We start from the raw sequence: 25528 nt of genomic DNA on the forward strand, positions 1-25528 counted from the left end.
GACTCGCCCACACCCGCGGCACGTCCGGCCGTGCACCGCCGGACGGCGGGATCGCGGTGGGCCTCGGCGGCGCCGGCGAACCAGGGCGCGGCTCGGTGCCGGACGGCTCGGCCGAGGAGGTCGTGACCAGTCGGGAGAGGGCCGGAGTCGCTCCTCCGGAGGCCCGGCGCAGGCCGGTGCGCCATCGCTACGGGATGCGTCCCGGGGTGGCCCCCGCTTTCGACGGGGGCGCGCCGCCGCGATGACTTACGACGCTCCGTCCGGTCAACACCCGTGCCGGCGCCGCGGCGTACCGCGCCCCGGATCCGCTCCCGGTCGACCCGACCGTGCACCCCGCCATCCACACCAACGTTGAACGGAGACCTCGTGGACATCGACCTCGCCCGAGCGTGGGCACAGGCCATGGCCGCCGCCGTGGAGGTGCACAAGGACCACCTCACCCAGCTGGACTCGGCGATCGGCGACGCCGACCACGGCGTCAACATGCACCGCGGGTTCTCCGCCGTCTTGTCCGCCCTGGCCGGCTTACGGCCGGACACCGTCGGGGACGTGCTGGACACCACCGGCCTGACCTTCGTCTCCAGCGTCGGCGGCGCCTCCGGCCCGTTGTACGGAGGCGCCTTCCGTGCCATGGGCGCGGTCCTGGACACCGCCCTCGCCGATCCGGGACGGTTCGCCGTCGCACTCGCCGCCGGCCTGGCCAGCATCCGGAAACTCGGTGCCGCGACGCCCGGCGACAAGACCATGATCGACGCCTTCGCGCCCGCGGTGACCGCCTTCGGACAGCAGGCCGACGGGGGAGGCGACTTCGCCACCGCGGCGCTCGCCGCCGCGGACGCCGCGGAGGAAGGCATGCGCGCCACCGTCCTGATGCGGGCCCGCAAGGGCCGCGCCTCCTACCTCGGTGCCCGCAGCGTCGGCCACCAGGATCCCGGTGCCACGTCCACCGCGCTGGTCTTCCGTGCGCTGGCCGATACGGCGGTGGCCCGGTGACCGATCGCAGCCTGGGCCCTGGGCCCACCGCCGTACGCTCATTCCAGCGGCCCGTTCGTCACGCGGTCCTGGACGACGAGGGGAGCCCGATGAACCACCGGCAGTCCACCAGCAGGCCCGACGAACCGAACGCGACCCGCCCCGCCGTCGGTCCCGCGATGCGCGTCCTCGTCGCCGACGGGCACCATCTGTTACGCGACGCCCTGTGCGTGCTGCTGGCCCGGGAGAAGGACCTGGTGACGGTCGAGCAGGCGCCCGACGGGGACACGGCGATAGCACTCACCCGCACCTGCCGTCCGGACGTGGTGCTGCTCGACCTGAAGACACCGGGCCCCGGTCCGGTCGCGACCGTGGTGGAGATCAAAGCGGCGCACCCGAACGTGCGTGTCATCGCGCTGGCTTCGCACGAGGACCAGACACTACGGCGATGGGTGATCGAGGCGGGAGCCGAGCAGTACCTGTCGAAGGAGTCCTCCTACGACGCGCTGGTGTGTGCCATACGCGGGGGCCGAAGCCGTCCCGCCGACACCCTGAACCGTACGTCCCTGCCGCGCTCGCCGCTCGGGGACCTGGCCACCGTGCTCACCCCCAGGGAAGCCGAGATCATGGTGTACGTCGCACAGGCGCTCAGCAACCGCCAGATCGGCCGGCTGCTCTCCATCGCGGAGGACACCGTCAAACGGCACCTCCGTAACGTCTTCAAGAAACTCAACGTGGGCTCGCGCGTGGAGGCCGTGAACCTTCTCTTCGGGGGTACGTCCGGCGGCCTGCACCGGATGCTCCAGGTCCCGCCGACCGAGCTTTCCGACCTCGGTGCCGACCCGGTCTCCCTCTGAGCCCGCGTCCGAGTCCTCCGCTGGAAGGGACGGGGACATCGGGATGCCCGCAGGTGCCCCGGTGACGGCTACCGCCAGGCCATCGACGCGGCGCCCAGCAACCCCGACGCGGCCCCGAGGCCGGCACGGTGCAGCGGGGGTGGGCAACGGCGCCGGCACCCGGCGGTGCAGGCCTCGCGCAGCGCGTCATGGAGCACACCGTCCGCCGTGCCGAGACCCCCGCCGATGACGACGGCCTCCGGATCGAGCAGCGCCACCACCCAGGCCAGCGCCGTGCCCAGGGCCAGGCCCGCGGTGCGCAGCAGCGCAGCCGCCGTACCGTCACCGGCCGCGGCACGGCGCACGACGTCCCGCGCCCCGGTGACCGCCTCGCCCGTGGCGTGCGTGTACCGGGCGGCGAGACCCGCACCGGACGCGTACGCCTCCAGGCTCGCCGGCGCTCTGCCGTCCCCCGGGGCAGCTGCGCCGCCCCCACCCGCCGAGAACCCCGCGTCGACGGAGGCCGGCACCTCGAACGTGCCGAGGGCGAGCGCCTCACCGCGGTGCCCGCGCCAGGGCCGGCCGTCCTGGACGAACGCGGCGGAGAGCCCGGTGCCCACGGAGACGTACAGGAACGAACCGTGCCCGCGGCCACGGCCCGAGCGGGCCTCGGCGAGCGCGGCGCAGCGCACGTCGGAGTCCACGACCACCGGGCGACCCGGCACCAAAGGCGCCAGCAGGTCGGCCGGCTGGCTGTTCCAGTCCAGCACCTCGCTGCTGGTCAACCGGCCGTCGGCGGTCACGTACTCGGGGAAGCCGGCGCCGATCCCGGCCACCTCGACGCCGCGTTCGGCGGCGGCCGCGACCGTCTCCCGGGCCGCTGCCACGGTCCCGGCGAGCCCCGGGTCCCGCCGGCCGGCCCGGACGGTCGGCCGGGTGACCGTGTGCAGCACGCGCCCCTCGGCGGTCACCAGGGCGGCCCGGATCGACGTGCCCCCGACATCGAGGGCGACCACCGCCGTGCTCAGGGCCGCCATCCCTCGGGCACCCGGCCGGCCCCCGCCCAGTAGCGCGCCCCCGCACCCTCGACGTCCACCAGCCGGTACTCCGTGCCTTTCGGCAGGTAGGCCGCGTCATCGGGGTCGACGCGGTGCCACGCCGGGCCCTCGTACGACGGCAGGTGCAGGTACAGCGAGCCCTCCGTCACGTAGAGGACGGTCTCGTCGCGCGCGGTGTGCACGGCACCCGAGTGGCCCGGGGACAGCCGGCCGCGGGTGACCGTCAGGTACGCGGTGTCCACTGCGGTGCCCGCGAGGTGCCCGCCGTCCTCCTCGGGCAGCCAGTACAACAGGTCGTCCTCGCGGACGACGTGGATCCGCTCGGTGGCGTCCCGTTCGGCACGCGCCTGCGGCCAGCGGCCGTCCCACCGGTCGTCGCGGTACCGGGTCCGTTGCAGCAGCGGCCGGCTGCGGGCGTACGGCGACGCGGTGCCGCGGGACGGCGGCGGTGCGAAGAACTCCAGGACGCGCACCGGCTGGTGGCGCGGGTTCACGGCGTGGTTCCAGGTGTCCCGGCGGAAGAAGCCGACCTCGCCGGCGCCGAGCGGGCGGACCTCGCCGTGCTCCGGGTCGATCAGGATCAGCTCTCCGGAGAGCACGACGTAGGCCACGTCGGCCGCGAACACCGTGGGGTTCGCCGCGGAGTGCACGTAGCGTCCGCGCGGGGTGAGCGTGTACTGCAACACGTGCAGGTCCGACGAGGAGACGTACACCTGGTCGCTGACGTGGCCGGAGCCGCCCGGGTCGCCCCACAGATGGCGCACCGCGTCCTGGTGCCGGATGACGGTCGGATGGTCGTAGGTCGGGCGTGGCGTGGGGCGGCGGGCGGCCTGGGTCATGGGTGCTCCTCGTGGGGCGGGTGCGCAGGGGCGGCGTGCGCGGGTGCGCGGCGGGCTCAGACGTCGGCGACCAGCTGCCCGCCCGCCAGGAAGGGTTCGAACGAGCCCTGCGGGGTGGCCGCGTCGTCCTTGGCGGTGATGATCTCCTTGGAGTACTGCGCGAGGTAGACCCGGCGGTGCCGGTCGGTGAGGTTGGGGCCGCTGCGGTGCATCACGACGCTGGAGAACACCACGATCGAACCGGCCGGGGCGGTCATCGGAACGCCGGGGTCCGACCCGAAGTAGCACACCCGGTCGTTGCTCACCGGGTCGGTGATGTGCTTTACGTACGACCGGATGCCGGAGCGCGAGTAGGGCAGCAGGTAGACCGGGCCGTTGTCCAGGGTGACGTCGTCCAGCGCGATCCACAGGGTGAGGTACGGCTCGTGGTCCTCGTGCACGTAGCCCGAGTCCTGGTGCCAGGAGAACTCCGTGTCCGGGTCGCCGGCCTTGATGACGTACTGCTCCCAGAACAGGTAGGCGTCGTCGCCGAGCGTCGCCCGGCAGATCTCCGCGACCGTGTCGCTGAACAGGAACGTCCGTAGCTCGGGCCGGTCCCGGTAGATCATGTTGCTGAAGTAGCGCTTGCCGCGGTGGTTGATGCCGATGCTGTCGACGCCGGCCTCGTCCATGGCGGCGTCGAGCTTGTCGACGGAGTACCGGGCGCCCCCGCGGAGCAGTTCGAGCTGCTCGTCGGTGAGGACGCGTTCGAGCACGAAGTAGCCCTCGTTCTCGTACTGGGCGCGGAGTTCGGGCGTCACAAGGCCGCCGTGTACGACGTCGGTCGATGGCATGGGTCCTCCTGGGATCGCCGGGGCGCATGGTCCCCGCGGTCGTCGTGCCGACGCGAACAACGCTAGGCCGCGGCTCGCAGGCCGCGGAATGCACGGATGCGGCACGGGCATGAACGTTTTGGCGCCGGCTAGAGTCGGCCGGGTGAGCTTCCGCACCGTCGTCGCCGTCTCCGGAGGGCCGCAGACCCGCCTCGGCCGGCTCGTCCTCGCAGGTGAAGTGGTCGACGCCGAGCCGATCATGCCGTCCACGCTGCGCGTGATGGACGACTACGTGCTGTCCATCGTCTTGGACGGAGCGGGCGGTTACCGGGACGCCGAGGGCCGCGAGGAGCAGCTCGGCCCCGGCGCGCACACGATCGTCCCGCCCGGTGTCCCGCACTGGTACGGCACCGCTCCGGGGGAGCGCTGGACGGAGCTGTTCGTCGTCTTCACCGGGCCGCTGTTCGACTCCGTGGCCCCCCTGGCGGGGCTTGACGTCGCGGGTCCCCGCCATCCGCGCCCGGTCCCCTCGATCGAGGCGCTGCGCAGCGTGCTGCGCACGCCCCCGCCCTCGCGCCGGGCCGCCGAACACCAGTTGTTCGCCCTCGCCGACTGGCTGCTCGACGCCCAGGACGGCGACCGGCGGTGGGACCCGGGCGCGGCCGGCGCCGGTGGCGACGGCGGACCGGCGGACGGCGCCGCCGGGCCGCCCGGGCGTGAGCTGAGCGCCGAAGTCGCGCACGGCGTCGACCGGCTGGGCGACGACCTCACGGCCGCGCTGGACCTGCGGGCCGTCGCCGCCGAGACCGGCCTCACCTACGACACGTTCCGCCGCAGGTTCACCGCCGAGGTCGGCCGGTCGCCGTCCGCGTTCCGCACGGCCCGCCGGTTGCAGACCGCCGCCACGCTGTTGCGGCTGACCGGGATGACCCATCGGGAGATCGCCCGGACCTTGGGTTTCGCCGATGAGTTCCACTTCTCGCGGCGGTTTCGGGCGCACTTCGGCGTCGCGCCGCGCGACTACCGCAGCCCCTGACAACTCCCGCAGTTCCGTGCGGACCTGACCGCGGTCCCGGCCGCACCCGGCGAGCGGACAGCGTCTTGACACCTTGCCCGCCGTGCTGTGGGGTACTCGGAAACCGGTTTCAGCGAAACCGGTTTCAGGCCGGATCCGCAAGCGGCACTTCCCCCCCCGGTGCCGGCGAGGGCGGCCGCGCGAACCCCCTCTTTTCACGACGACTCTTTCGAACGACGACCCGAACGACGACCTGAACGACGACCTGGAGGACGGATGAGCACCGGTATCGAGCGCACTGTGGAGGACGAGGGCTCCGCCGGCGATCGCACCGCCCGCGAGGACTGGGAGCAGCGCATCTCCCTGCGCTCCGACCAGCGCGACACCACGGCCGTTCCCGATCTGCCGCCCCCGGCCGGCCTCACGGCCCGAGCCGGCGCCGGCCATGTGACGCTGCGCTGGCAACCCGTCGACGGCGCCGTCGGCTACCTGGTGCACCGCGCCCCGGCCGGCTCGCCGCGTGCGGCGCTCGCACCGGTCGACCACCACGGCGGCGATGTCCTGGCCATCCCGGACACCTGGTACGTCGACACCACCGGCGAGCCCGGCACCGCCTACGACTACGCCGTCGCCTCCGTCCCGACCGTGACCGAGTGCTGCGCCGTGGGAGAGCCGGTCACCGCGGCGGCGCTGCCCGGGGGCACGGTCGCCCCAGAGGTCGCGCTGGTGGTGGACACCGCAGCCGACGGCGCACCGCTCCCCAGGCCCTGGCAGCCCATGATCGGCAGCGAACGGCTCAGCCAACTGCTCTGCGAGGACCTCTCCGGAGGCCGCGAGATCGGCACGGAGCTGACGGACGCGCTGCGCCGGGTGCACGACGAGATCGGCGTCGCCACGGTACGCGCGCACGCGATCCTCCACGACGACCTCGGGGTCTACCGCGAGGTCGACGGCGAGCCGGTGCACGACTTCACCGGCATCGACCGGGTCTACGACCGCATCATGGCGATCGGCCTGCGGCCCTGCGTCGAACTGGGCTTCATGCCGCGCGACCTGGCCGGCGAGCCGGAGCGCACCGTCTTCGAGTACGGCGGCATCATCTCGCCCCCCAAGGACTACGACCGCTGGGCGGATCTGATCAGCGCCCTGGTCCGGCACCTGATGGAACGTTACGGCAGGGACGAGGTGCTCGGCTGGGACTTCGAGGTCTGGAACGAGGCGAACCTGTCGGTCTTCTGGTCCAGCACCCGCGACGAGTGGATGCGCCTGTACGACGTCACCGCCGCCGCCGTGAAGGCGGTCGACCCGCGGCTCGCGGTCGGCGGTCCCTCCTCGGCCGCCGCCGGCTGGGTCGACGAACTGCTGGAGCACGCCCACCACTCCGGCGCACCCGTCGACTTCGTCACCACGCACACCTACGGCAACGCCCCCCTGGACGTGCGCCCCACGCTGAAGCGCTACCGGTCCACCGCACGGATCGTGTGGACCGAGTGGGGCGTGACGCCCACCCACTTCAACCCGGTGAACGACGGCGTCTCCTCGGCGACCTTCCTGCTGCACGGGATGCGGTCCTCCGCGGGGCGCCTGGACGCGCTGTCGTACTGGGTGGCCAGCGACCACTTCGAGGAGCTCGGCCGGCCGCCCCGGATGCTGCACGGCGGGTTCGGGCTGATCACCGTCGGCGGCATCGCCAAGGCCCGCTACCACGCCCTGCACCTGCTCTCCCGGCTCGGGCCCACCCAGCTGCCGGTGGCCGCTTCCGGGGACGGCGCCGACTCTCTCGTGCAGAGCTGGGCGTCCCGGCACGACGACGGCTCGCTGAGCATCCTGGTCTGGAACCACACCCTGGACCAGCACAAGGCCGCCGGCGACCCCGCCCTGGCCCGCACCGTCCGGCTGGCCCTGCCCGGTGTCGCGCCGGGGGCGACGGCCGAGGTGACGCGCCTGGACGCGGACCACGGCGACGTCGCGACGCTGGCCGCCCGCCTCGGCGTGGCCGACTGGCCCACCGACGAGCAGTGGGAGCAGCTGCGCGCGGCGGACACCCTCGTCCCGCAGCCCGCGAAGCTGCGCCACGCCGAGGGCACGGCCGTGCTCGAACTCGACCTGCCGCAGCCGTCCGCCGCGCTGGTCAGGGTGACCACCTGATGGCACAGGCACCGCAGGCACCGTGGACGCGGTCCGGGGCGGAAGACGGGGAGGCCCGCGTGGAGCCGTCCGACGCACGGCACGCGGACACCCCGGTCCCACCGTCCGGCGCGCCGGACACGGCCGCCCCGACGCTGCCTCCCCCCGGCGCCCTGCACACGGTCGCCGGGGCCGGCCAGATCACGCTGGCGTGGCCGCCCGTCGACGGTGCGGTGGGGTACGTGGTGTACCACGGGGCGCGCCCCGGCGATCTCGCACCGCTGGACCACGGGGGCGGTGACCTGCTCGTCGTGCCGTGCCTGCCGTACGCGGACACCCGCTCCTGCGCGGGCGGCTGGTACGCCGTGGCCACCGTGCGGAGCATCGACGACGGCCCCGGCCGGCCCGGTGCGCCGGTGCACGCGCAGCCGTTGCCGCACGACCGGTCGGCGCCGCCGCCCGAGGTCGTCGTGCACGTCGACACCGCCGACCGCCGGGGCACGCTGCCCCGGCCCTGGCGGGCCTGCATCGGCAGCGAGCACCTCAGCCATCTGCGGTGCGAGGACCACACCGGCGGCCGTCCGATCGGCGCCGAGTCGGTCGCCGCGCTGGCCCGCGTGCACGACCAGTTGGGCGTGCGCCGGGTCCGTGCGCACGGCACGCTCGGCGACGACATGGGCGTGTACAGCGAGGACGGCGGACCCGGCGAAGGGACCGCAGGCGCCCCGCGGCACGACTTCTCCCGGCTGGACGAGGTGCTGGACACGGTGCTCTCCACCGGGCTGCGGCCGGTGCTCGAACTCGGCTTCACACCGCGGGCGCTGGCCGACCCGCCGCACCACGAGATCACTCCGGCCGGCCTGGCGAACCCGCCACGTGACCTGACCCGCTGGGCCGACCTGGTGACGGCGCTCGTCGCCCATCTGCGCCGGCGCCACGGGGACGCCGAGCTGGCCGACGGCTGGGTCCTGGAGGTCTGGAACGAGCCCAACCTCGGCTGCTTCTGGACCGGTGACCAGGACGACTACCTGCGGCTGTACGACGCGACGGTCGCCGCCGTCCGCCAGGCGCACCCGACCCTGCCCGTCGCGGGGCCCGCCACCGCGGCCGTCGGCTGGCTGGACGCCTTCGTGGCCCACGCGGCCGCCACCGGCACCCCGCTGGACCTGCTCACCCCGCACGCCTACGGCATCCCGCCGCTGGACGTACGGCCGGTACTCGAGCGGCACGGCCGCGCCGGCACCCCGGTGTGGTGGACCGAGTGGGGGCCGACCCCGACGCACTTCGCGCCGGTCAACGACCACCCCTGGACGGTGCCCTTCACGGCACGCGGCATGCTGGCCGCGGCCGGCACCGGTGCGGCGCTGGCCTGCTGGGTCGCGAGCGACCACTTCGAGGAACTGGGCCGGCCGCCCCGGCTGGTGCACGGCGGCTTCGGACTGCTCAGCGTCGGCGGCCTCGCCAAGCCCCGGTTCTGGGCGCTGTACGCGCTGGAGCAGCTCGGCGACGAGGAGGTCGGCGTGGCCCTGGACGGCGACGGCGCCGACTCGCTCGTGCAGGCCTGGGCCGGCACGGACGCATCCGACGGCCGGCCCGGCCGGCTCGCCGTGGCCGTCTGGAACGGCACCCTCCAGCAGCACGACTGGGCCGAGGAACGCGCCGACCTGCACCGCACGGTGCGGATCGAGGCGACGGCGCTGCCGGCCGGCCGGTACGCGGTCCGGCACCGGCGCGTCGACGCGGACCACTCCCACCTGGCCCGGCACGCCGCTGACCTCGGCGTCGAGGACTGGCCCGACGCCTCGCAATGGGAGGCGCTGACCGAACGCGACGACATGGCCGAACTGCCGCACGACCCGGTCGCCGCAGGACCCGACGGCGCCGTGACGCTCCACCTCGACCTGCCGACCAGCGCCCTCAGCCTCATCGAGCTGACGCCCCTGGACGGGACCGCCGGGACCGCCGGGACCGCCCGACCGGAGCCCCTGCCCACCACCGGGACACCCTCGTGACCGACACCGCGACCCCCTGGTGGCGTGACGCCGTCGTCTACCAGGTCTACCTGCGCAGCTTCGCCGACTCCGACGGCGACGGCACGGGTGACCTGCGCGGTGTCATCGACCACCTCGACCATCTGACCGACCTCGGCGTGGACGCGCTCTGGCTCAACCCGTTCTACGTCAGCGGCGAAGCGGACGCCGGCTACGACGTGATCGACCATCGCGCCGTCGACCCCGCCCTGGGCACCCTCGACGACGTCGACGAACTGCTCCGGCAGGCACACGCACGCGGGTTGCGGGTCGTCGGCGACATCGTCGCCAACCACACCTCCGCGCACCATCCCTGGTTCGCGGCGGCCAGGCGTGGTGGTCCGGGCCACCCGGCGCGCGCCCGGTACCACGTGGCACCGGGCCGTGACGGCGGACCACCGTCCGACTGGCAGTCGTTGTTCGGCGGCCCCGCATGGGAGCCGTTCGGCGACGGCGACTGGTACCTGCACCTCTTCGACGTCGAACAGCCGGACCTCGACTGGTCGCACCCCGACGTGGTCGCCGACGTCGAACGCACCGTGCGCTTCTGGCTGGACCGCGGCTTCGACGGGCTGCGGTTCGACGCCGCCGGGGCGCTGGCCAAGGCGCCGGGATACCCGCCGATCCCGGCGGGCGAACGGCAGCCCGGCGACGACCACCCCTTCAGCGACCGCCCCGAAGTCCACCGCCACCACCGCCGGTTCGCCGCGCTGATCGCCGAACGGCCGGGCCGCTTCGGGGTGGCCGAGACCTGGGGCCCGGCCTGGGTGGGGGAGCCCTACCTGCGCCCCGACGAGCTCCAACAGGCCTTCGCCATGGACCTCGTGTTCACCCCGCTCGACGCGGCCGCGCTGGGCGAGGCGGTGCGCGACTACCTGGCAGCGGCGGCCCGGCACGGCCGGCGCCCCGCCTGGCCGCACGGCAACCACGACGTCACCCGAGCCGCCACCCGGTGGGGACCCGACGGCGCACTCGCGGTGCTCCTCCTCCTGCTCGCGCTGCCCGGCGCGACCTATCTCTACGCCGGCGACGAACTGGCGCTGCCGGAGGTCGAGATCGCCGACGCCGACCTGCGCGACCCCACGTGGCGCCGCTCGGGCGGCACCGAACGCGGCCGGGACGGCGCACGGGTGCCCCTGCCGTGGACGCACACGGCGGCCGGCCAGCACGGGTTCTCGCCGGCCGGCACGAGCGCCCCCAGCTGGCTGCCGCAGCCGCCCGGCTGGGGCGCGCACAGCGTCGCCGCACAGCGCGCCGACCCACGGTCGGCCCTGTCCGCCGTCCGCTCGGCCCTCGCGGCCCGCGCCGCACTGCGCGACGCCCCGAACCCGGTGTGGCTGCCCGCGCCCGAGGGGGTGCTGGCCTTCCGGCGCGGCGACGTCGTCTGCGTGCTGAACACCGGGGCCGGGCCGTTGGCCCTGAACACGTGGGGCAGCGACGTGCTCGCGAGCAGCCGCACGCTGGACGGCGGCGGACGGCTGGCCGCTCCGGGGACGGCCTGGGTGCGGCACGGGACGGGCTCGGTGCCGTAGGGCTACCCGATCCTCAGCCGGGTTTCCCGGCCATGACGACCACACCCGGACCGGTGTGCTCGTCGGCAGGGAGCCGCAGTTCCGCGACCAGGTGCAGTCCCGCCTGCTCGATCAGGGCCACGAGTTGTTCCGGCCGCCATCTGTGTGTCGTCCAACGTACGGACACACCCCCATAGGCCTCGGTGCGCGCCAGGTCCCCGTCGCCGACGTGGGTGGCGGCGATGAGGTGCCCGCCCGGCTTCAGGGCGCGCGCGAACAGGGCGAGCACCTGAGGAAGGATGTCACGGGGGAGGTTGAACAGCGACCACCACCCGAGCACCCCGCCAAGGGACGCTTCAGCAAGGTCGAGGTCGGTGGCGGAGGAGACGCTGAAGCGGCATTCGGGATACAGCCGGCGCGCGTTCTCGATCATGCGGGGAGAGAGGTCCACCCCGGACACGTCGAGTCCGCGTTCGGCAAGGTAGGCGGTCACCGTTCCGGGCCCGCAGCCGACGTCGAGGACCGGCCCGAGGTCGCCCACGGTGTCGGCGAAGGCGTCGATCGACGCCTTGAGCCAGGGATGGGTACGGATGTCGCCGATGCCCGTCGTCAGCACCATGTGGGCGTAGTTGTCGGCCACCCGGTCATAGGACTCACGAACCACGTCGAGGTCGGCTGGGCGGTCGATCTGATGTGCGCGCATCGGCCAACGATAGGACGGTGCGCCGGCCGGCCTCACGTCGGCTCCGGGACCGGTACGGCGGTGGTGGGCCCGGTACCCGGACGTCTGACGGCTCATCCGAGACCGTCACCCTCCGTATCCGATTCGGGTTCGCACACGCATCAAGTGAACCTTTATCCACGTTCCTTACGATGGCTGGATCTGCCGGCTAGCGTGCACTCGGGGGACGGCGGCATGACACTGCGTATTCACTTCACACCGGAGGATCTGGCCCACACCACGGTGGCGACCCGCCCGGACGTCATGTGGGAGCTGACGCTCAGCCTCCACCAGCTCCAGACGCCGCGGCCCGTCGCCCGTTGCAGACCCTGGCTCGGCCATGTGCGCAACCGGATGCGCCGGTGCGACCTGCGGAGCGTGCTGCGCCGGCTCACCACGCTCGTGCCGCCGCGTGGCGCCTTCCCCGACTCCCTCACCCCGCCGGGCCAGCCGTCGTTCGACGCGGCGGCGGAACGGATCACCGGCGCCCGGCGGCAGCAGCTCGCCGACGACCTCGCGGCCGTCTTCCGGGGGCGGGAACGCACCCTGTGGGTGCGGCAGCTGGCCGAGGGCGACCGGGAGAGCCGGCGCGAGCTGGTGTGGGCGCTGACCGTGTACCACCGTGAGCTGGTCCGCCCCTGCCTCGCGGAACTGGACGAGGCGGTGCTCGCCGAGCGTGCGGCATGCGGGCGGCGGGTCCTGAACGGCGGGGTGGGGCGGCTGCTGGGCACGTTGTCGCCGACGGTCCGGTGGGCGTGGCCGGTGCTCAGCACCGCCTACCCCAGCACGAGGGACCTGCACCTGGACGGGCGCGGCATCACCCTCGTCCCGTCCTTCTTCTGCGCGGCGCCGGTCACGCTCATCGACCCCGACCTACCGCCGGTCCTCGTCTACCCGGTCACGGCGGACGGCTCCGGAGGCGGCTTCGGCGGCGGCCCCGGTGGCGCAGCGAGCCGGGTACCGGAGGGCGTGCCGGGCGCCGGGACGGCCGCGGACCGTCTGGTCCCGGTGCTCGGGCGGACCAGGGCGCTGGCCATCCGCGCGCTGTCCCGCCCCTGCTCGACCACCGAACTCGCCCTGCGCATCGGCGTGTCAGCGGCGAGCGCCAGCAGGCACGCGACGGCGCTGCGGAGGGCGGGCCTCGTCACCAGCAGGCGGCACGGCGGCGAGGTACTCCACGTGGCGACCGTGCTGGGGGAGGAGCTGACAAGGAAGGCCGGCAGGGCCCCGTAGCCCGGGACGGAACGCGCCGGAGCGGCCTCGCGCGGCCCGCCGGACGCCGGAGGCGAAGGGTCCGCTTGCATCAGGACGTAATCCCCTGGCCGACCGCGCCACCCCACTTCTCCAATGGTCGACGGCACACCGAACGACCGCAACGGAGAGTGAACCAAGTGAAGACACGCATCGCCATGCTGCTGGGCGGGGCCCTGGTGGCGGCCGTGCTGAGCGCGCCCGCCGCCGCGGCGCAGGACCCGCTCGACGACCGGCCGGACTTCAAGGCCCCCTTCCAGTGCAAGGAGAAGGGCTGGACCTACTTCTCCGAGCACGACTACACGGGAGCGATCGACATCAACTGGGGCTCGGGCGACGACGACCTCGGCAAGCCGGTCCTCGCCTCGGCCGCCGGCACGGTCAACCTCGGCCAGGGCGGCGGCGCCGGCAACTACGTGGAGATCGACCACGGCGGAGGCTGGCAGACCCGCTACCTGCACCTGAAGAGCCAGGACGTCAAGGACGGCGCGAAGGTCAAGCAGGGCGAGCGGATCGGCACCCTCGGCGACACCCAGGCCGACACGGCGCATCTCCACTTCGACCAGCGGCTCAACGGGAAGGGCGTGGACGTCCACCTCGAGGGCAGGAACCTCCACCCCTATCCGGACGAGGCCCATCGCAAGGCGTTGATGAGCACCAACTGCGGCGACGGCGGCGGTGGCGACGACCCGAGCGAGCCGGAGGCGACCACCCTCGAATACACCGGCGTCAAGAGCGTCTCCAACGGCGCGGACGCCAAGCTCTCCGCCGAGCTGAAGACGGAGAAGGCGGACGACCCCGTCGAGGGCCGCAAGGTCTCCTTCGCGCTCGGCTCCGGCGACACCGCCCAGACCTGCACGGACGAGACGAACGCCGACGGCAAGGCGTCCTGCACCGTCGAGGTGGCCGATCAGGAGCTGACCGACGACGCCACCGTGCCGCTCACCGCGACCTTCGCGGGCGACGCGTTGTACAAGAAGTCCAAGGACACGGCGGAACTCAGGCTCCAGCACGTCGAGGGCCGCGCCTACGGCCTCTCCGCCGAGGTCCCGCTACCGCTGGTCCCGGTGCGCATCGACCCGACCCCGGACACCGGCACCCTGCGCACCGCCACGGCGCAGACCAAGGGCCCGGAGTGCGCGGGAGACGTCGACGCCCTCGTCCTGAGCGTCCACTCGCTCTGCGCCAGGACCGTGGCGCAGACCGGCCCGAGCAGCGTCACCTCGACCGCCACGGTGACCGAGGCGGACATCGGTCTGCCCGGACTTCCGGCGATCGGCATCTCCGGCCTCACGGCGAGGTCGACGAGCTCCTGCACCGCGTCGAAGGGCAGCGTCGACCTTGAGCTGACGGTGGCCGGCACGCCCGTCGAGATCTCGGACACCCCGGGCTTCGAGGTCGACCTGGGCAGCCTCGTGGGCAAGCTCGTCGTCAACGAGCAGACGCCCGTCAAGGGCGCCGACAAGGGCCTCACGGTCAACGCGGTCCACCTGACGACGCCCACCGGCGTGGACCTGGTGATCGGCTCCAGCACCTCCAGCGCCCACGACTGCGCCTAGAACGCCAGCCGGAGTGTGACCGGCTGCGGCCCGGTCAGGGGCGGTCTCACGCAGACTGCCCCCGACCGGGCCGCGCAGCCGTGCGCAGCCCGTCGAAAACCACGGGCCGGTGGCCTGAAGGTTAAGGAAAAGGAATCGGATTTCGACGCGCGAACTATTTCGATTCCAGGCACAACCACCACGCCTGATGTGTCGTCTCAACGTGTGATCGGAAAAGCACGGACAACACCGTCACCCGCAGCCAGATGCGGCCTCAACAAGCCCTGACCAGCCCTGTCGTCGAGCGCGATATCAGCGATGACGATTTCACCGGCGACGCATCGGCCCGCCGGAAGGGTATTCCACCGAACCCGAAAAGGTTATTTCTGCATGCGCACGTTAAGGACCCTTGCCGCCACCGCCACCGCCACCGCCTCCCTCGCCCTCGCCATGGGCGGGGCCGTGCTCGCGGCACCCGTCGCCCGGGCGGACACCCCGACCACGGCCACCCTCGTCCACGCGGACGGGGAGCTCTGGTACAAGGCCGGCGCCGACCAGGCGAACGACCTGACGGTCACCGCACAGGTCGTCGACACCGATCCCACGCAGTACGGCGAGGACTACCTCCTCACCTTCAGCGACACGGTCGACATCACCCTCTCCACGGACGAGTGCACCTACCCGTCACAGACCGACCACACCCTCGCCCGGTGCACGGTGCCGATCCCCCTGGGCTCCGACGACTCGGACGACTACGACGTCGACCTCGGCGACGGCGCCGACACCGTGACGATCCCGGCCGACAGCAGCGCGTACGCCTCGATCCACGGCGGCCCGGGCGACGACGTCCTCAACGGCAACGACGCCGTCGTGCTCTACGGCGACGACGGCAACGACCGCATCGACGGCGGCGGTGGGGTGTGGTCCGTCGGCGCGTACGGCGGGACGGGCGACGACACGCTCACCGGGTGCGACGCCGAATGCCACGGCGGGGACGGCGACGACGACATCACCGGCACCGCCACGGACCAGGAATTCGGCCTGTACGGCGACGACGGCGACGACGTCATCCACGGCGGCGCAGGTGCCGACATGATCTACGGCGGCAAGGGCGACGACACGTTGTACGGCGACGCCGGCGACGACACGATCTACGGGAACAGCGGCAACGACGTGCTGCACGGCGGCACGGGCACGGACACGCTCTCCGGCGGTCCGGGCACCAACGAGGTCCACCAGGACTAGAAGAGCGCCGTACCCGGCGTGGGGGAGGTCAGGCTCCCCCACGCCGGGCGTCTAGGAGACGAGCCCGGTCGCCGGCTTCGCCTCGCGTGACCGGTCCCGCCCGGGTCGCGGAATCGCCGCGAGGAGCCGACGGGTGTACGGGTCCTTCGCCTCGCCGATCACCGTCCGGGTCGGCCCGCGTTCCACCATCACGCCCTGGTTGAGCACCATCACCTCGTCGGCGAGGAGCCGGGCGCTGAGCAGGTCGTGGGTGATGTACAGCATCGCGATGCCGCGGGTGCGGACGAGCGTGTCGAGGAGTTCGACGATCTCGGCGCGGATGGAGACGTCGAGCATCGAGATCGGCTCGTCGGCGATGAGGACCTCCGGTTCGGGGGCCAGCGCGCGGGCGATCACCACACGCTGGCGCTGCCCGCCGGAGAGCTGGCCGGGAAGCTTGTCCAGGTACTGTTCGGCGGGGCTCAGACCGACAGATTCCAGCAGCTCGCCCGCCCGGGTGCGGGCCTGCTCGGCGTTCATGCCGAGGTGGTTGTGGAGCGGCCGGGCGAGTGCGTAGCCGACGGTGCGGGCCGGGTTGAGCGACGAGAACGGGTCCTGGAAGACCAGTTGGACGTGGCGCCGGTACCGGCGCAGGGCGCGCCGCCGCAGCTGGTCGACCCGGATGTCCTTGAAGCGCACGGTGCCTTCGCTGGGCCGTTCGACCCCGGTGACCAGCCGCGCGATGGTGGTCTTGCCCGAGCCGCTCTGCCCGACCAGGGCGCTGACCCGGCCCGGCCGCAGGGCGAACGACACATCGTGCACGGCCCGGGTGGTGGCCGTGGTGCGCAGCCCGCGTTTCGTGCGGTACGTCTTGCCGACGCCCTCCATCACCAGCACCGGTGCCGTGTCTTCGGTGCCAGCGGCGCCCCCTGCCCGGGGTTCGGCACCGGACGAGAAGACGGTGCCGAGCCGGTCGAGCGGTGCGGTCCGCTGGGACGACGGGACGTCGTCGTGCTGGGCGCGTTCGACGAGCAGGCAGCGGGCCCGCCCGGCGGCCGCGGGCAGCAGCGCGGGGTGCTCCGTGCGGCAGGCGTCGACCGCGACCGGGCAGCGCGGCTCGAAGAGGCAGCCCGGGTGGGTGCGGGACAGGTCCGGCGGGCGGCCGGGGATGAAGGCGACCTGGACGACCTCGTCGCGCGGGTCGGCGTAGGAGCCGAGCAACCCTGCGGTGTAGGGGTGCAGTTGGGTGCCGACCATGTCGGCGGCCGGCTGGTCCTCCACGATCTCGCCCGCGTACATCACCATCACCCGGTCGGCCATCTCCATGACCGTGCCGAGGTCGTGGCTGATGAACAGCACCGCGAAGCCCAGCTCGCGCTGGAGGTCACGCAGGCGGTCGAGGATGTCGCGCTGGACGACCACGTCGAGCCCGGTCGTCGGCTCGTCGAGCAGCACGAACCGCGGTTCGAGGGCGAGCGCCAGGGCGAGGGCCACCCGCTGCTTCATGCCGCCGGACAGCTCGTGCGGGTAGCGGCGCAGCACGCTGCGGTCCAGGGACACCATTTCCAGCAACCGACCGGCGCGTGCGGCGACGTCGACGCGGGGCCCGGCGACGTCGGGATGGGCGGCGAAGGTGTCGGCGAACTGCTCGCGCACCGTGATCACGGGGTTGAGCGAGTTCATGCTGGACTGGAAGACGGTCGACAGGTCGGCCCACCTGAGCGGGCGCAGCTCGTCCTCGTCGAGGTGGGTCACGTCGCGGCCGTCGAAGGTGATGCTGCCACCGGTGATCGCTGCCGGCTTCTCCAGCAGCCGCAGGATCGCATGGCCGAGCGTCGACTTGCCGCAGCCCGACTCGCCGAGCAGCCCGACGAACTCGCCATGCTCCACCCGCAGGCTGACCTGGTCGACCGCGCGCACCGCGGCCGAGTCGCGTGGACTGTAGGTGACGCTCAGGTTCGCTACCTCGAGCAGGGCCATGTCAGTCCTCCCTCAGATGCGGGTTGCTCAGCGCATCCACGCCAAAGTTGACCAGCGTGAACGCCGTGATCAGCAGGGCCAGGACAAGACCGGGGGCGACCAGCCACGCCCACTGGCCGGTCGTCATGGCGCCCCCGACGCTGGCCTGGTTGAGCATCGTGCCCCAGCTCGTCGTCTGCGGGTCACCCAGGCCGAGGAAGGCCAGGCCGGCCTCCGCGCCGATGGCGCCGAGCGCCGAGCCCATGAAGCTGACCACGATGAGCGACATCATGTTGGGCGCGATCTCGTAGGTGATGATCCGCGCCGTGCTGTCACCGGCGAACTTGGCCGCGGTGACGTAGTCGCGGGTGCGCAGCGTGATGATCTGGGCGCGCTTGACCCGGGCGCCGTACGGCCAGCCGGTGATCGTGATCACCGTGATGATCAGCGTGAGGCCCTTGACCGGCGCGTACGCGGCCAGCGTGATCAGCAGCGGCAGGACCGGTACGACGAGGCCGAGGTTGACGAAGAACGACAGGACCTCGTCCACGGCACCCTGGAGGTACCCGGCGGTGAGGCCGACGGCCATCGCGATCAGGGTGCTGAGCACCCCGGCCACCACACCCACCAGCAGCGAGGTGCGCGCCCCGTAGACCAGCTGCGAGAACACGTCCTCACCGCGGGCCGTGGTGCCCAGCCAGTGGGCGCCCGACGGGGTCTGGGACAGCCCGAAGCTGTCCACGTGCGGCCCGTACGGCGCGATGAGCGGCGCGCACACCGCGACGAGCACGAAAGCCGCCAGCATCCAGATCCCGACCCGGCACTTGCCGTTGCGCCACAGGATGATGAACCAGCCGGGCATCCGGCGGGAGTGGCCCGCGGCGATCGCGGCGATCTGCACGCCCTCGGTGTCGCCGGCGCCGGCCCCGCCGGGCGCGGCCACGGGGGTGCTGCTCGGGGTCGTCATGCCGCCTCCGTCCGCCGGACCCGCGGGTCGAGGAATCCGTACGCCAGGTCGGCGAGGAAGTTCGCGATCAGCACGCCGATGGTGGTGAACAGGAACAGCGTCTGCATCAGCGGATAGTCCTTGTTGGACACGGCCTCCAGCAGCAGCCGCCCCATGCCGGGGTAGTTGAAGATGCTCTCGACGAGCACCGTGCCGCCGAGGATGCCGCCGAGCGCGATGGCGAAGCCGGTGACGTTCGGCAGGATCGCGATGCGCGCCCCGTAGGTCAGCGCGATACGGCGCCGTGACAGGCCCTTGGCGCGGGCCAGCCGGGCGTAGTCCTCACCGAGGGTCTGCACCATGTTGTTGCGCATCCCGAGGATCCATCCGATGGGGCCCGTGATCAGCAGCGAGAGACCGGGCAGCACGCTGTGCTGGAAGGCGTCCGAGAAGAACAGCCAGCTCCAGCCCGGTTGGCTGCCGCCGCCGTACCCGCCGCCGTCGGGGAACCAGCGCAGCGTGATGGCGAAGACGAAGATCAGCAGCAGCGCGATCCAGAAGAACGGCAGGGTGCCGATGAACGTCGAGCCCAGCGTGATCCAGGAGTCGGCCCTGGTGTTGCGCCGGTAGGCGGCCCAGGCGCCGAGCACCGTGCCGATGACGAACGACAGGATCTGGGTGACCCCCACCAGGACCAGCGTCCAGGGGATCGCCTTCCCGATCACGTCGGTCACCGTGTACGGGTAGTACGTGTAGGAGATGCCGAACTGCCCGTGGGCGAGCGCCTGGAGGTAGTCCCCGTACTGGCTCAGCAGGTTGCCGTCCGGCGCGCCGAGCATCTTGCGGACGGCCGCCAGCTGGGTGGGGCTGACCGCCTGGGACTTGCCCGTCAGCCGGTTCAGCAGGGCCTCGGCCGGGTCCCCCGGCTCCAGCCGGGGGATCAGGAAGTTCAGCGTCACCGCCGCCCACAGGGTGGCCAGGAAGAATCCGGCGCGCCGGACGAAGTACGCCATCGTGGTCAGTCCTCGGCCGGCTTGAGGTGGACCATCCACAGCAGCGGGTCGGAGGCGGACGCGTAGGGGTCCTTGGCGTTCGGCCAGCCGACGGCCTTGGTGGTGTCGTACTGGAACCACTTGGCGCCGTACCAGATCGGGATCATCGGCACCTTGTCCATCATGACGTGGGCGAGCCCGGCGACCGCCTGCTTCTGCGCCTTGTCGCTGGTCGCGTCGTGCAGCTGGGCGAGCAACCGGTCGGTCTGCGGGTCCTTCCAGCGCACCTCGTTGCTGGGCGCCTTCTTGCCGATGCGGGCGGTGCGGGCGCTGTTGAGGGGGTCGGAGAAGTTGGTGTACATGTCGCAGGTGCCGCCGTGGACGCCGAACATCATGTCGTAGCGGCCGGTCGAGCGGTCCTCGTTGTGCGCGTCCTCCGTCGGGGTCTCCTTCGCCACGTCGAAGCCGAGCGACTTCAGGTTGGATATCAGGATGTCGGCGGACGCAACCCAGTCGCTCCACGTGCCCGGGACCTTGAAGGTGAACGAGATCGGCTTGCCGTCCTTGCCCAGGCGCCGGCCCTTGGAGTCCTTCTTGTAGCCGGCCGCGGTCAGGGCCCGGTCGGCGGCCTTCGGGTCGTAGCCGATGAGGCCCTTGTTCTTGATGTCGTCGGGGACCCAGGCGTCCTGGCCGGGGACCACGAGTCCGGTCTGGCTGGCCGGCTTGACATAGCCGAGCTGGGCCTTGCGGACCACCTTCCCGTGGTCGAACGCGGTCGTCAGGGCGCGCCGGAAATCGACGTCGCTGAACGGCTTCTCGGTGAGGTTCATGTAGACGCTGATCGCGCCGCCCGGCGCGTACCAGTAGTGGTGGTGCTTCGGGTCACGGTCGACGTAGGACTTCTTCACGTCGGGGATGAACTGTCCCTGCGTGTCGTACTCGCCCCGGCTGAGCTTGAGCTGCTCGACCTGCCCGCCGTCGTCGGCCTTGTTGAACCGGATCTCCTTGACCTTGACCTTGTCGGCCTGCCAGTAGCCGGGGTTGCGCTCGACCACCAGGCGCTGCGGATTGAGCGACTTGATCGTGAACGGTCCGGTGCCCACCGGGTCCTTGGCGTTCTTGAAGGTGGTCGGGTCCTTCACCTTCGACCAGATGTGCTCGGGGACGATGGGGACGGCGTTGATCGGGACGAACGCCGTGGCACCGGGCTGGTCGAAGGAGAAGGTGACCTGGTTCTTGCCGGTGGCCGTCACCGACTTCAGGCCGGACCCCCAGACACCGCCCGCGTCGAGCGCGTCGAACTTCTTGAGCATGTTGAACGTGAAGACGACGTCCTGCGCGCTGAAGGCGGTGCCGTCGTTCCACTTCACGCCGGAGCGGACGTTGAAGACCAGCGTCTTGGCGTCCCGCCAGGAGTAGCCCGAGGCCAGCCAGGGCACCTGCTTGCACCGGGTGCCCTCGACGATCATGAGGCGCTCGTAGACGTAGTCGGCACCGCTCAGCTTGAAGGCGGCGAGGAAGGGGTTGTAGTCGGCCTGCGGAGAGGTACCGCCTCCGAAGTCGCCGAAATTCAGGTAGTTGATCATTCCGTCGCTGCTGACGGCGTCACCGGAGTCCTCCGTGCCCGTGCATCCCGCGAGCATCAGGCTCACGCTCGCCGCCGTCGCCAGCAGGGCAGCCGAACTGCGCGATCGTTTCATCAGCGGTACCTCCAAGGTTGCGTCCCGGCGCGCAGGCCGGCTGTTCGTGGTCGTCACATGCGTGCCGGGTTCACCTCCAGAGGTCAGTTGGTGAGAACCCGGGACACCCCCGAGGTCGGCGCAGAACAGGTCAGGTGTCACCGCCGTCACGGGCGTCCGGGCTCGACAGGCCGGCGGCCATGCCGTCCGGCCGGCGAAGCGTGCCGGGATCCGCGGGGTCCGGGCAGCCGCACGATCCGCGCAGCACCAGGTCGGTCGCAAGGACGGTGTCGCCGTCCACCTCGTCCAGCGGGGCGCCGAGCAACCGGGCCGTGACGGTGGCCAGTTCGCGTACCGGCTGGCGCACGGTGGTCAGTCCGGGCCGGACCAGACCGGCCATCTGGAGGTCGTCGAAGCCGGTGACCGCGATGTCCTCGGGCACCCGCAGCCCCCGGCCGAGCGCGCCGAGCATCAGCCCGAGCGCGGTCTCGTCGTTGGCGCACACCACGGCGTCGGGCCGCTCGCCCGCCGCGCCCTCGTCGAGGATCATGCGCGCCGCGATCGCACCGTCGGACTGCGCGAGCCCGAGCCGTATCGGGTCGGGCGGCGGTGCCGTGCCCGTCTCCCGGTGAGCGGCGCGGAAGGCCTCCCACCGGGCCGTCACATCGGGCGAGCCCTCTGGGTGTCCGACGAAGGCCAGCCGCCGGTGACCGTGGTCGACGATCAGATGGCGGGTCAGGGCGGCGACCGTGCCGTTGTCGGTGCCGACCCAGGCATGGGCGACGTCCGACTCGCCGGCCATCACCACCACCCGGATCTGCTCGGCCACCGTGGCGATGGCGGCGTCGGAGACCGTGCCCGCGTGGATCGCCATGCCGTCGACCCGGGACGCCAGGTCGATCACCTTGGCGTCGGTGTCCGCCCGGTAGTGCGAGGACAGCAGCAGGACCTGGTCCCCGGTGGCCAGCGCCTCGGACTCGAAGCCCTGGAGGAGTTCGGAGAAGTACGGACCCGAAAGGCCCGGGAACACCAGGCCGAACGCCCCGTGCCGCTTCTCGGCCAGCGCACGGCCGAAGTGGCTGGGACGGTAGCCGTGTTCCTCGATGACACGCAGCACCCGATCCCGCAACTCCGGGGAGACCTGTGTCGATCCGCGTGAAACACGCGACACGGTGGCAGGGGAAACCCCCGCCTTTTCGGCCACCCATCGGAGGGTCACACGACTGTTGCCCATCTGCTCGGCTCCCGATATGTTGCTGAAACCGGTTTCAAGAGACCGGTTTCATGACCCTAACCAGATCCTTTCCGCGGTGGCAATACCCGCGGCAGCGGCCCGCTGGGCCGGACCTGAAGCCCCTTTTGACGATCACCTGGTGAGGACGTATCCGTGCACACACCCGACACCGCAGATCTCCACACGCAGACCCCTGGGGAAGCCGACGGACGCTCCGTCCGGCAGCCGAGGTCGGTACGGCTGGAGCGGCGACGGCTCATGGTCGACGGGGTCCCGAGGGTCGTCATGGCCGGCGAGGTGCACTACTTCCGGCTGCACCGGCGTGACTGGGCCGACCGGCTCGACAAGCTCAGGGCCGCCGGATGCAACGCGGTGGCCAGTTACATGCCGTGGCTCGTCCACGAGACGGCGTCCGGCAAGGTCGACCTGACCGGCAGCACCAGCGAGTACCGCGACCTCGTGGGGTTCCTGGAGCTGGCCGCCGAGCGTGACCTGCTGGTGCTGGCCCGCCCCGGTCCCTTCATCATGGCCGAACTCAAGAACGAGGGCGTGCCCTTCCGCATCTACCGCGAGCACCCGGACGCCGTCCCGCTCGGCTGGAACGGCACGCCCGCGCCCACCCGGACGCTGGACTACCTCGAGCCCGGCTACCTGCGCGAGGCCGAGCGCTGGTACGAGACGATCATGCCGGTGCTCGCCGAGCACCTGGTCACCCGGGGCGGCCCGGTGGCCGCGGTGCAGCTCGACAACGAGGTCGGCATGCTGTCCTGGGTCACCAACACCCCCGAACTGACCGACCGCACCCTCGCGGACCTGGCCGGCTGGGCCGAGGAGCGGTTCGGGCGTGAAGAAACGTTGCGCCGCTACGGTGCCGACCCCCGCGACGCGGCAGCCTGGGCGACCTGGTGGCGGGCCGGCGGCACGCACGGCACCGAGCAGCAGCAACTGGCGCTGCACCACGCGATCGGCGACCACCACCGCGACCGCTACGCCCGCTACCTGCTGCGGCTGCGGGACGTCGCCCAGGAGAACGGCGTCGAGGGGGTGCCGTTCCTGGTCAACCTGCACGGCACGTCCGAGGGGCGCGGCCGGACCTTCCCGATCGGCATCAGCCAGCTGTCCCGCTCCTACGCCGGCGTCCCCCAGATGACGTCGGGCTCGGACCACTACGTCTTCGAACTGACCGTGGAGAACGTCCCCGACCTGTACGTCATGAACGCCTTCATGGCCGCCGTGCACGACGCCGACCAGCCGCTGACCTCGCTGGAGTTCGAGGCCGGCACCGGCGACTACGGCGAGGACCTCAGCCGGCAGGCCAGCCCGGAGGCCACCGAGCTGAAGACCCGGCTCTGCGCGGCCCAGGGCAACCGGCTGATCAACTACTACCTGTTCTCCGGCGGCCACAACCCGCCCCTGGACGAGCCCGTCGGCGACGGCAACGACCGCGTCGCCTTCACCGGCGAGCGGCACGGCTTCGCGGCGCCGGTGGACCCGGAGGGCCGGCTGAGCGAGACCTACCCGGCCCTGGCCAGCGGGGTGCGCGCGGTCCTCGGGTCCGGCCATCTGCTGGCCGACATGGACGAGGAGTTCGACGACGTCGTCCTCGGCTACGTCCCCGACCACTACCTGACCGAGTACACCCACCCCGCCGCGGCCCGCCGCGAGCACCTGGTCTGGCAGCTGGAGCGGCACCGCGGCATGGGCTCGCGGGACATCCTGGCCCGCGCGCTGCTGCTCGGCGGCCACTCCTTCGGTGCCGTCGACCTGTCCGGGGCCGCCACCTCGGCCGGCGCCGACCTCGACCCGGCGGGTCCGGTGGTCGCGCTCGCCAGTCCTCCGGTGCTGGGCCGCGCCGTTCAGGAGCGGCTCGCGGAGTTCATCCGGGCGGGCGGACGCCTGCTGCTGCACGGGGTGCTGCCGAGCCTGGACGACGACGGGACGCCGTGCACGGTGCTCGCCGACACCCTCGGGCTCGTCGGCGGCGAGACCATCGACGGCACCCCGCACCACTACCCGTCCGTGCGCGCCACCGACTGGGCGGGCGCACGGGCTGAGGTGCGGGTGAACGTCCTGCAACGGCTGGCGGCGACGGGCACCACCCAGGCCGAACCGCTCGCCGTCGACGTCGCGGACGGCTCCCCGGTCGCCTTCGACGTCACGGTACCGGGCGGCGGCCGGGCCACCGTCCTGGCCTGCGACTACGCGTGCCACCTGGACTTCTGGCGGCTGCTGCTCGGCCGTCTCGGAGTGCACCGCCGCCTGGTCGCGCACGGTGCCACCGCCGGTCTGGTCACCACGACCGGCGTGGACGCCGCCGGCCAGCGCCTGGTGCACCTGGTGAACGTCTCCACCGTGCCGCAGAAGTTCACGCTGGAGCTGGCCGGGGTGCCCCTGGCCGACGGAGCCGAGATCGAGCTCGGCGCACGCCAGGGGCGGATGCTGCCGCTGGACGTACAGCTGGACGGCGCCGTGCTGCGCTGGGCCACGGCCGAGCTGGACGGCGCCGGGGACGGTTCGACCCTGCTGCTGCGGCGCGGTGCGGCGGCCGGGAGCGCGCTGCTGGAGACCGATCGGCCCGTCACGGTGGACGGCGCCGGCAGCACGGCGACCCGGACCGCCGCCGGCCACTGGCGGGTCAGCTGGCCCCAGGGTGCCGATGGGGAGCAGCTGCGGGTGCGGCTGACCTGATGCCGGCCCGACACCCCACCCCTGCCCCGAGCACGGCATCTCACCGCGGTGCAGCGCGCTGCACCGTGTCCGTACCGCACCACACGGAAGGACTTC

The 25528-nt window shown here is 72.3% G+C and carries 19 protein-coding genes; 10 read left to right on the top strand and 9 right to left on the bottom strand.

Annotation, left to right across the window (positions count from 1 at the left end):
• The first annotated feature begins 366 nt into the window (after positions 1 to 366).
• Entirely contained in the window at positions 367 to 993 is a 627-nt protein-coding gene (gene dhaL, locus NQO67_RS39670; protein WP_308295741.1) for a dihydroxyacetone kinase subunit DhaL, read from the top strand.
• Positions 994 to 1082: 89 nt separating this feature from the next.
• Positions 1083 to 1829 carry a LuxR C-terminal-related transcriptional regulator gene (locus NQO67_RS39675; protein WP_255955392.1) on the top strand — a complete coding sequence of 249 codons (747 nt, stop codon included), beginning with the start codon at positions 1083 to 1085 and terminating at the stop codon, positions 1827 to 1829.
• Between the two features lie 68 nt (positions 1830 to 1897).
• Here the strand turns inward: NQO67_RS39675 and NQO67_RS39680 are convergent, their stop codons facing one another.
• The 3 genes from NQO67_RS39680 to NQO67_RS39690 are packed head-to-tail and all read right to left on the bottom strand — an operon-like array spanning position 1898 to position 4538.
• Positions 1898 to 2845 (bottom strand): ROK family protein, encoded by a 948-nt coding sequence (locus NQO67_RS39680; protein ID WP_255955393.1) that lies wholly within the window; start codon positions 2843 to 2845, stop codon positions 1898 to 1900.
• Positions 2833 to 3705, bottom strand: a complete 873-nt coding sequence (locus NQO67_RS39685; RefSeq protein ID WP_255955394.1) for a hypothetical protein — start codon at positions 3703 to 3705, stop codon at positions 2833 to 2835. Before NQO67_RS39685 ends, NQO67_RS39680 begins: the two co-directional genes overlap by 13 nt.
• A gap of 56 nt (positions 3706 to 3761) precedes the next feature.
• On the bottom strand, positions 3762 to 4538 hold the full coding sequence (locus NQO67_RS39690) for a phytanoyl-CoA dioxygenase family protein (protein ID WP_255955396.1): 777 nt from the start codon (positions 4536 to 4538) through the stop codon (positions 3762 to 3764).
• Between the two features lie 142 nt (positions 4539 to 4680).
• Here NQO67_RS39690 and NQO67_RS39695 point away from each other — a divergent pair, with 142 nt between their 5' ends.
• The 4 genes from NQO67_RS39695 to NQO67_RS39710 all read left to right on the top strand — a co-directional run bounded on the left by NQO67_RS39695 (position 4681) and on the right by NQO67_RS39710 (position 11221).
• Positions 4681 to 5553 (top strand): helix-turn-helix transcriptional regulator, encoded by an 873-nt coding sequence (locus NQO67_RS39695; RefSeq protein ID WP_255955397.1) that lies wholly within the window; start codon positions 4681 to 4683, stop codon positions 5551 to 5553.
• Between the two features lie 255 nt (positions 5554 to 5808).
• Entirely contained in the window at positions 5809 to 7680 is a 1872-nt protein-coding gene (locus tag NQO67_RS39700; protein WP_255955398.1) for a GH39 family glycosyl hydrolase, read from the top strand.
• A complete protein-coding gene (locus tag NQO67_RS39705; RefSeq protein WP_255955399.1) occupies positions 7680 to 9671 on the top strand; it encodes a GH39 family glycosyl hydrolase in 1992 nt (663 codons plus the stop codon). The genes NQO67_RS39700 and NQO67_RS39705 overlap by 1 nt, the downstream gene beginning before the upstream one ends.
• Positions 9668 to 11221: an alpha-amylase family glycosyl hydrolase gene (locus tag NQO67_RS39710; RefSeq protein ID WP_255955400.1), complete on the top strand. Its 1554-nt coding sequence runs from the start codon at positions 9668 to 9670 to the stop codon at positions 11219 to 11221. The genes NQO67_RS39705 and NQO67_RS39710 overlap by 4 nt, the downstream gene beginning before the upstream one ends.
• 13 nt (positions 11222 to 11234) lie before the next feature.
• Here the strand turns inward: NQO67_RS39710 and NQO67_RS39715 are convergent, their stop codons facing one another.
• Complete coding sequence (locus tag NQO67_RS39715; protein WP_255955401.1) at positions 11235 to 11903, bottom strand: class I SAM-dependent methyltransferase; 669 nt, start codon at positions 11901 to 11903, stop codon at positions 11235 to 11237.
• Between the two features lie 213 nt (positions 11904 to 12116).
• Between NQO67_RS39715 and NQO67_RS39720 the strand changes: the two genes are divergently transcribed.
• From NQO67_RS39720 to NQO67_RS39730, 3 genes are all read left to right on the top strand, one after another.
• A complete protein-coding gene (locus NQO67_RS39720; protein ID WP_255955402.1) occupies positions 12117 to 13154 on the top strand; it encodes an ArsR/SmtB family transcription factor in 1038 nt (345 codons plus the stop codon).
• A 158-nt stretch (positions 13155 to 13312) separates the two neighbouring features.
• Positions 13313 to 14731, top strand: a complete 1419-nt coding sequence (locus NQO67_RS39725; RefSeq protein ID WP_255955403.1) for a choice-of-anchor P family protein — start codon at positions 13313 to 13315, stop codon at positions 14729 to 14731.
• Positions 14732 to 15100: 369 nt separating this feature from the next.
• Positions 15101 to 15955 carry a calcium-binding protein gene (locus NQO67_RS39730; RefSeq protein ID WP_255955404.1) on the top strand — a complete coding sequence of 285 codons (855 nt, stop codon included), beginning with the start codon at positions 15101 to 15103 and terminating at the stop codon, positions 15953 to 15955.
• Positions 15956 to 16006: 51 nt separating this feature from the next.
• Here the strand turns inward: NQO67_RS39730 and NQO67_RS39735 are convergent, their stop codons facing one another.
• From NQO67_RS39735 to NQO67_RS39755, 5 genes are all read right to left on the bottom strand, one after another.
• Positions 16007 to 17914, bottom strand: a complete 1908-nt coding sequence (locus NQO67_RS39735) for an ABC transporter ATP-binding protein (protein ID WP_255955405.1) — start codon at positions 17912 to 17914, stop codon at positions 16007 to 16009.
• A gap of 1 nt (position 17915) precedes the next feature.
• Positions 17916 to 18860 carry an ABC transporter permease gene (locus tag NQO67_RS39740; RefSeq protein WP_255955406.1) on the bottom strand — a complete coding sequence of 315 codons (945 nt, stop codon included), beginning with the start codon at positions 18858 to 18860 and terminating at the stop codon, positions 17916 to 17918.
• A complete protein-coding gene (locus NQO67_RS39745; protein ID WP_255955407.1) occupies positions 18857 to 19852 on the bottom strand; it encodes an ABC transporter permease in 996 nt (331 codons plus the stop codon). Before NQO67_RS39745 ends, NQO67_RS39740 begins: the two co-directional genes overlap by 4 nt.
• Before the next feature lie 5 nt (positions 19853 to 19857).
• The gene (locus tag NQO67_RS39750) at positions 19858 to 21531 is read right to left on the bottom strand and encodes an ABC transporter substrate-binding protein (protein WP_255955409.1); all 1674 of its coding nucleotides are present in this window, start codon (positions 21529 to 21531) and stop codon (positions 19858 to 19860) included.
• Positions 21532 to 21661: 130 nt separating this feature from the next.
• A complete protein-coding gene (locus NQO67_RS39755; RefSeq protein WP_255955410.1) occupies positions 21662 to 22744 on the bottom strand; it encodes a LacI family DNA-binding transcriptional regulator in 1083 nt (360 codons plus the stop codon).
• A 153-nt stretch (positions 22745 to 22897) separates the two neighbouring features.
• Here NQO67_RS39755 and NQO67_RS39760 point away from each other — a divergent pair, with 153 nt between their 5' ends.
• Positions 22898 to 25432: a beta-galactosidase gene (locus NQO67_RS39760; RefSeq protein WP_255955411.1), complete on the top strand. Its 2535-nt coding sequence runs from the start codon at positions 22898 to 22900 to the stop codon at positions 25430 to 25432.
• Positions 25433 to 25528: the final 96 nt, after the last annotated feature.

This window comes from Streptomyces odontomachi (assembly GCF_024435355.1).
In the GTDB taxonomy this organism is placed as follows: Bacteria; Actinomycetota; Actinomycetes; order Streptomycetales; family Streptomycetaceae; genus Streptomyces; species Streptomyces odontomachi.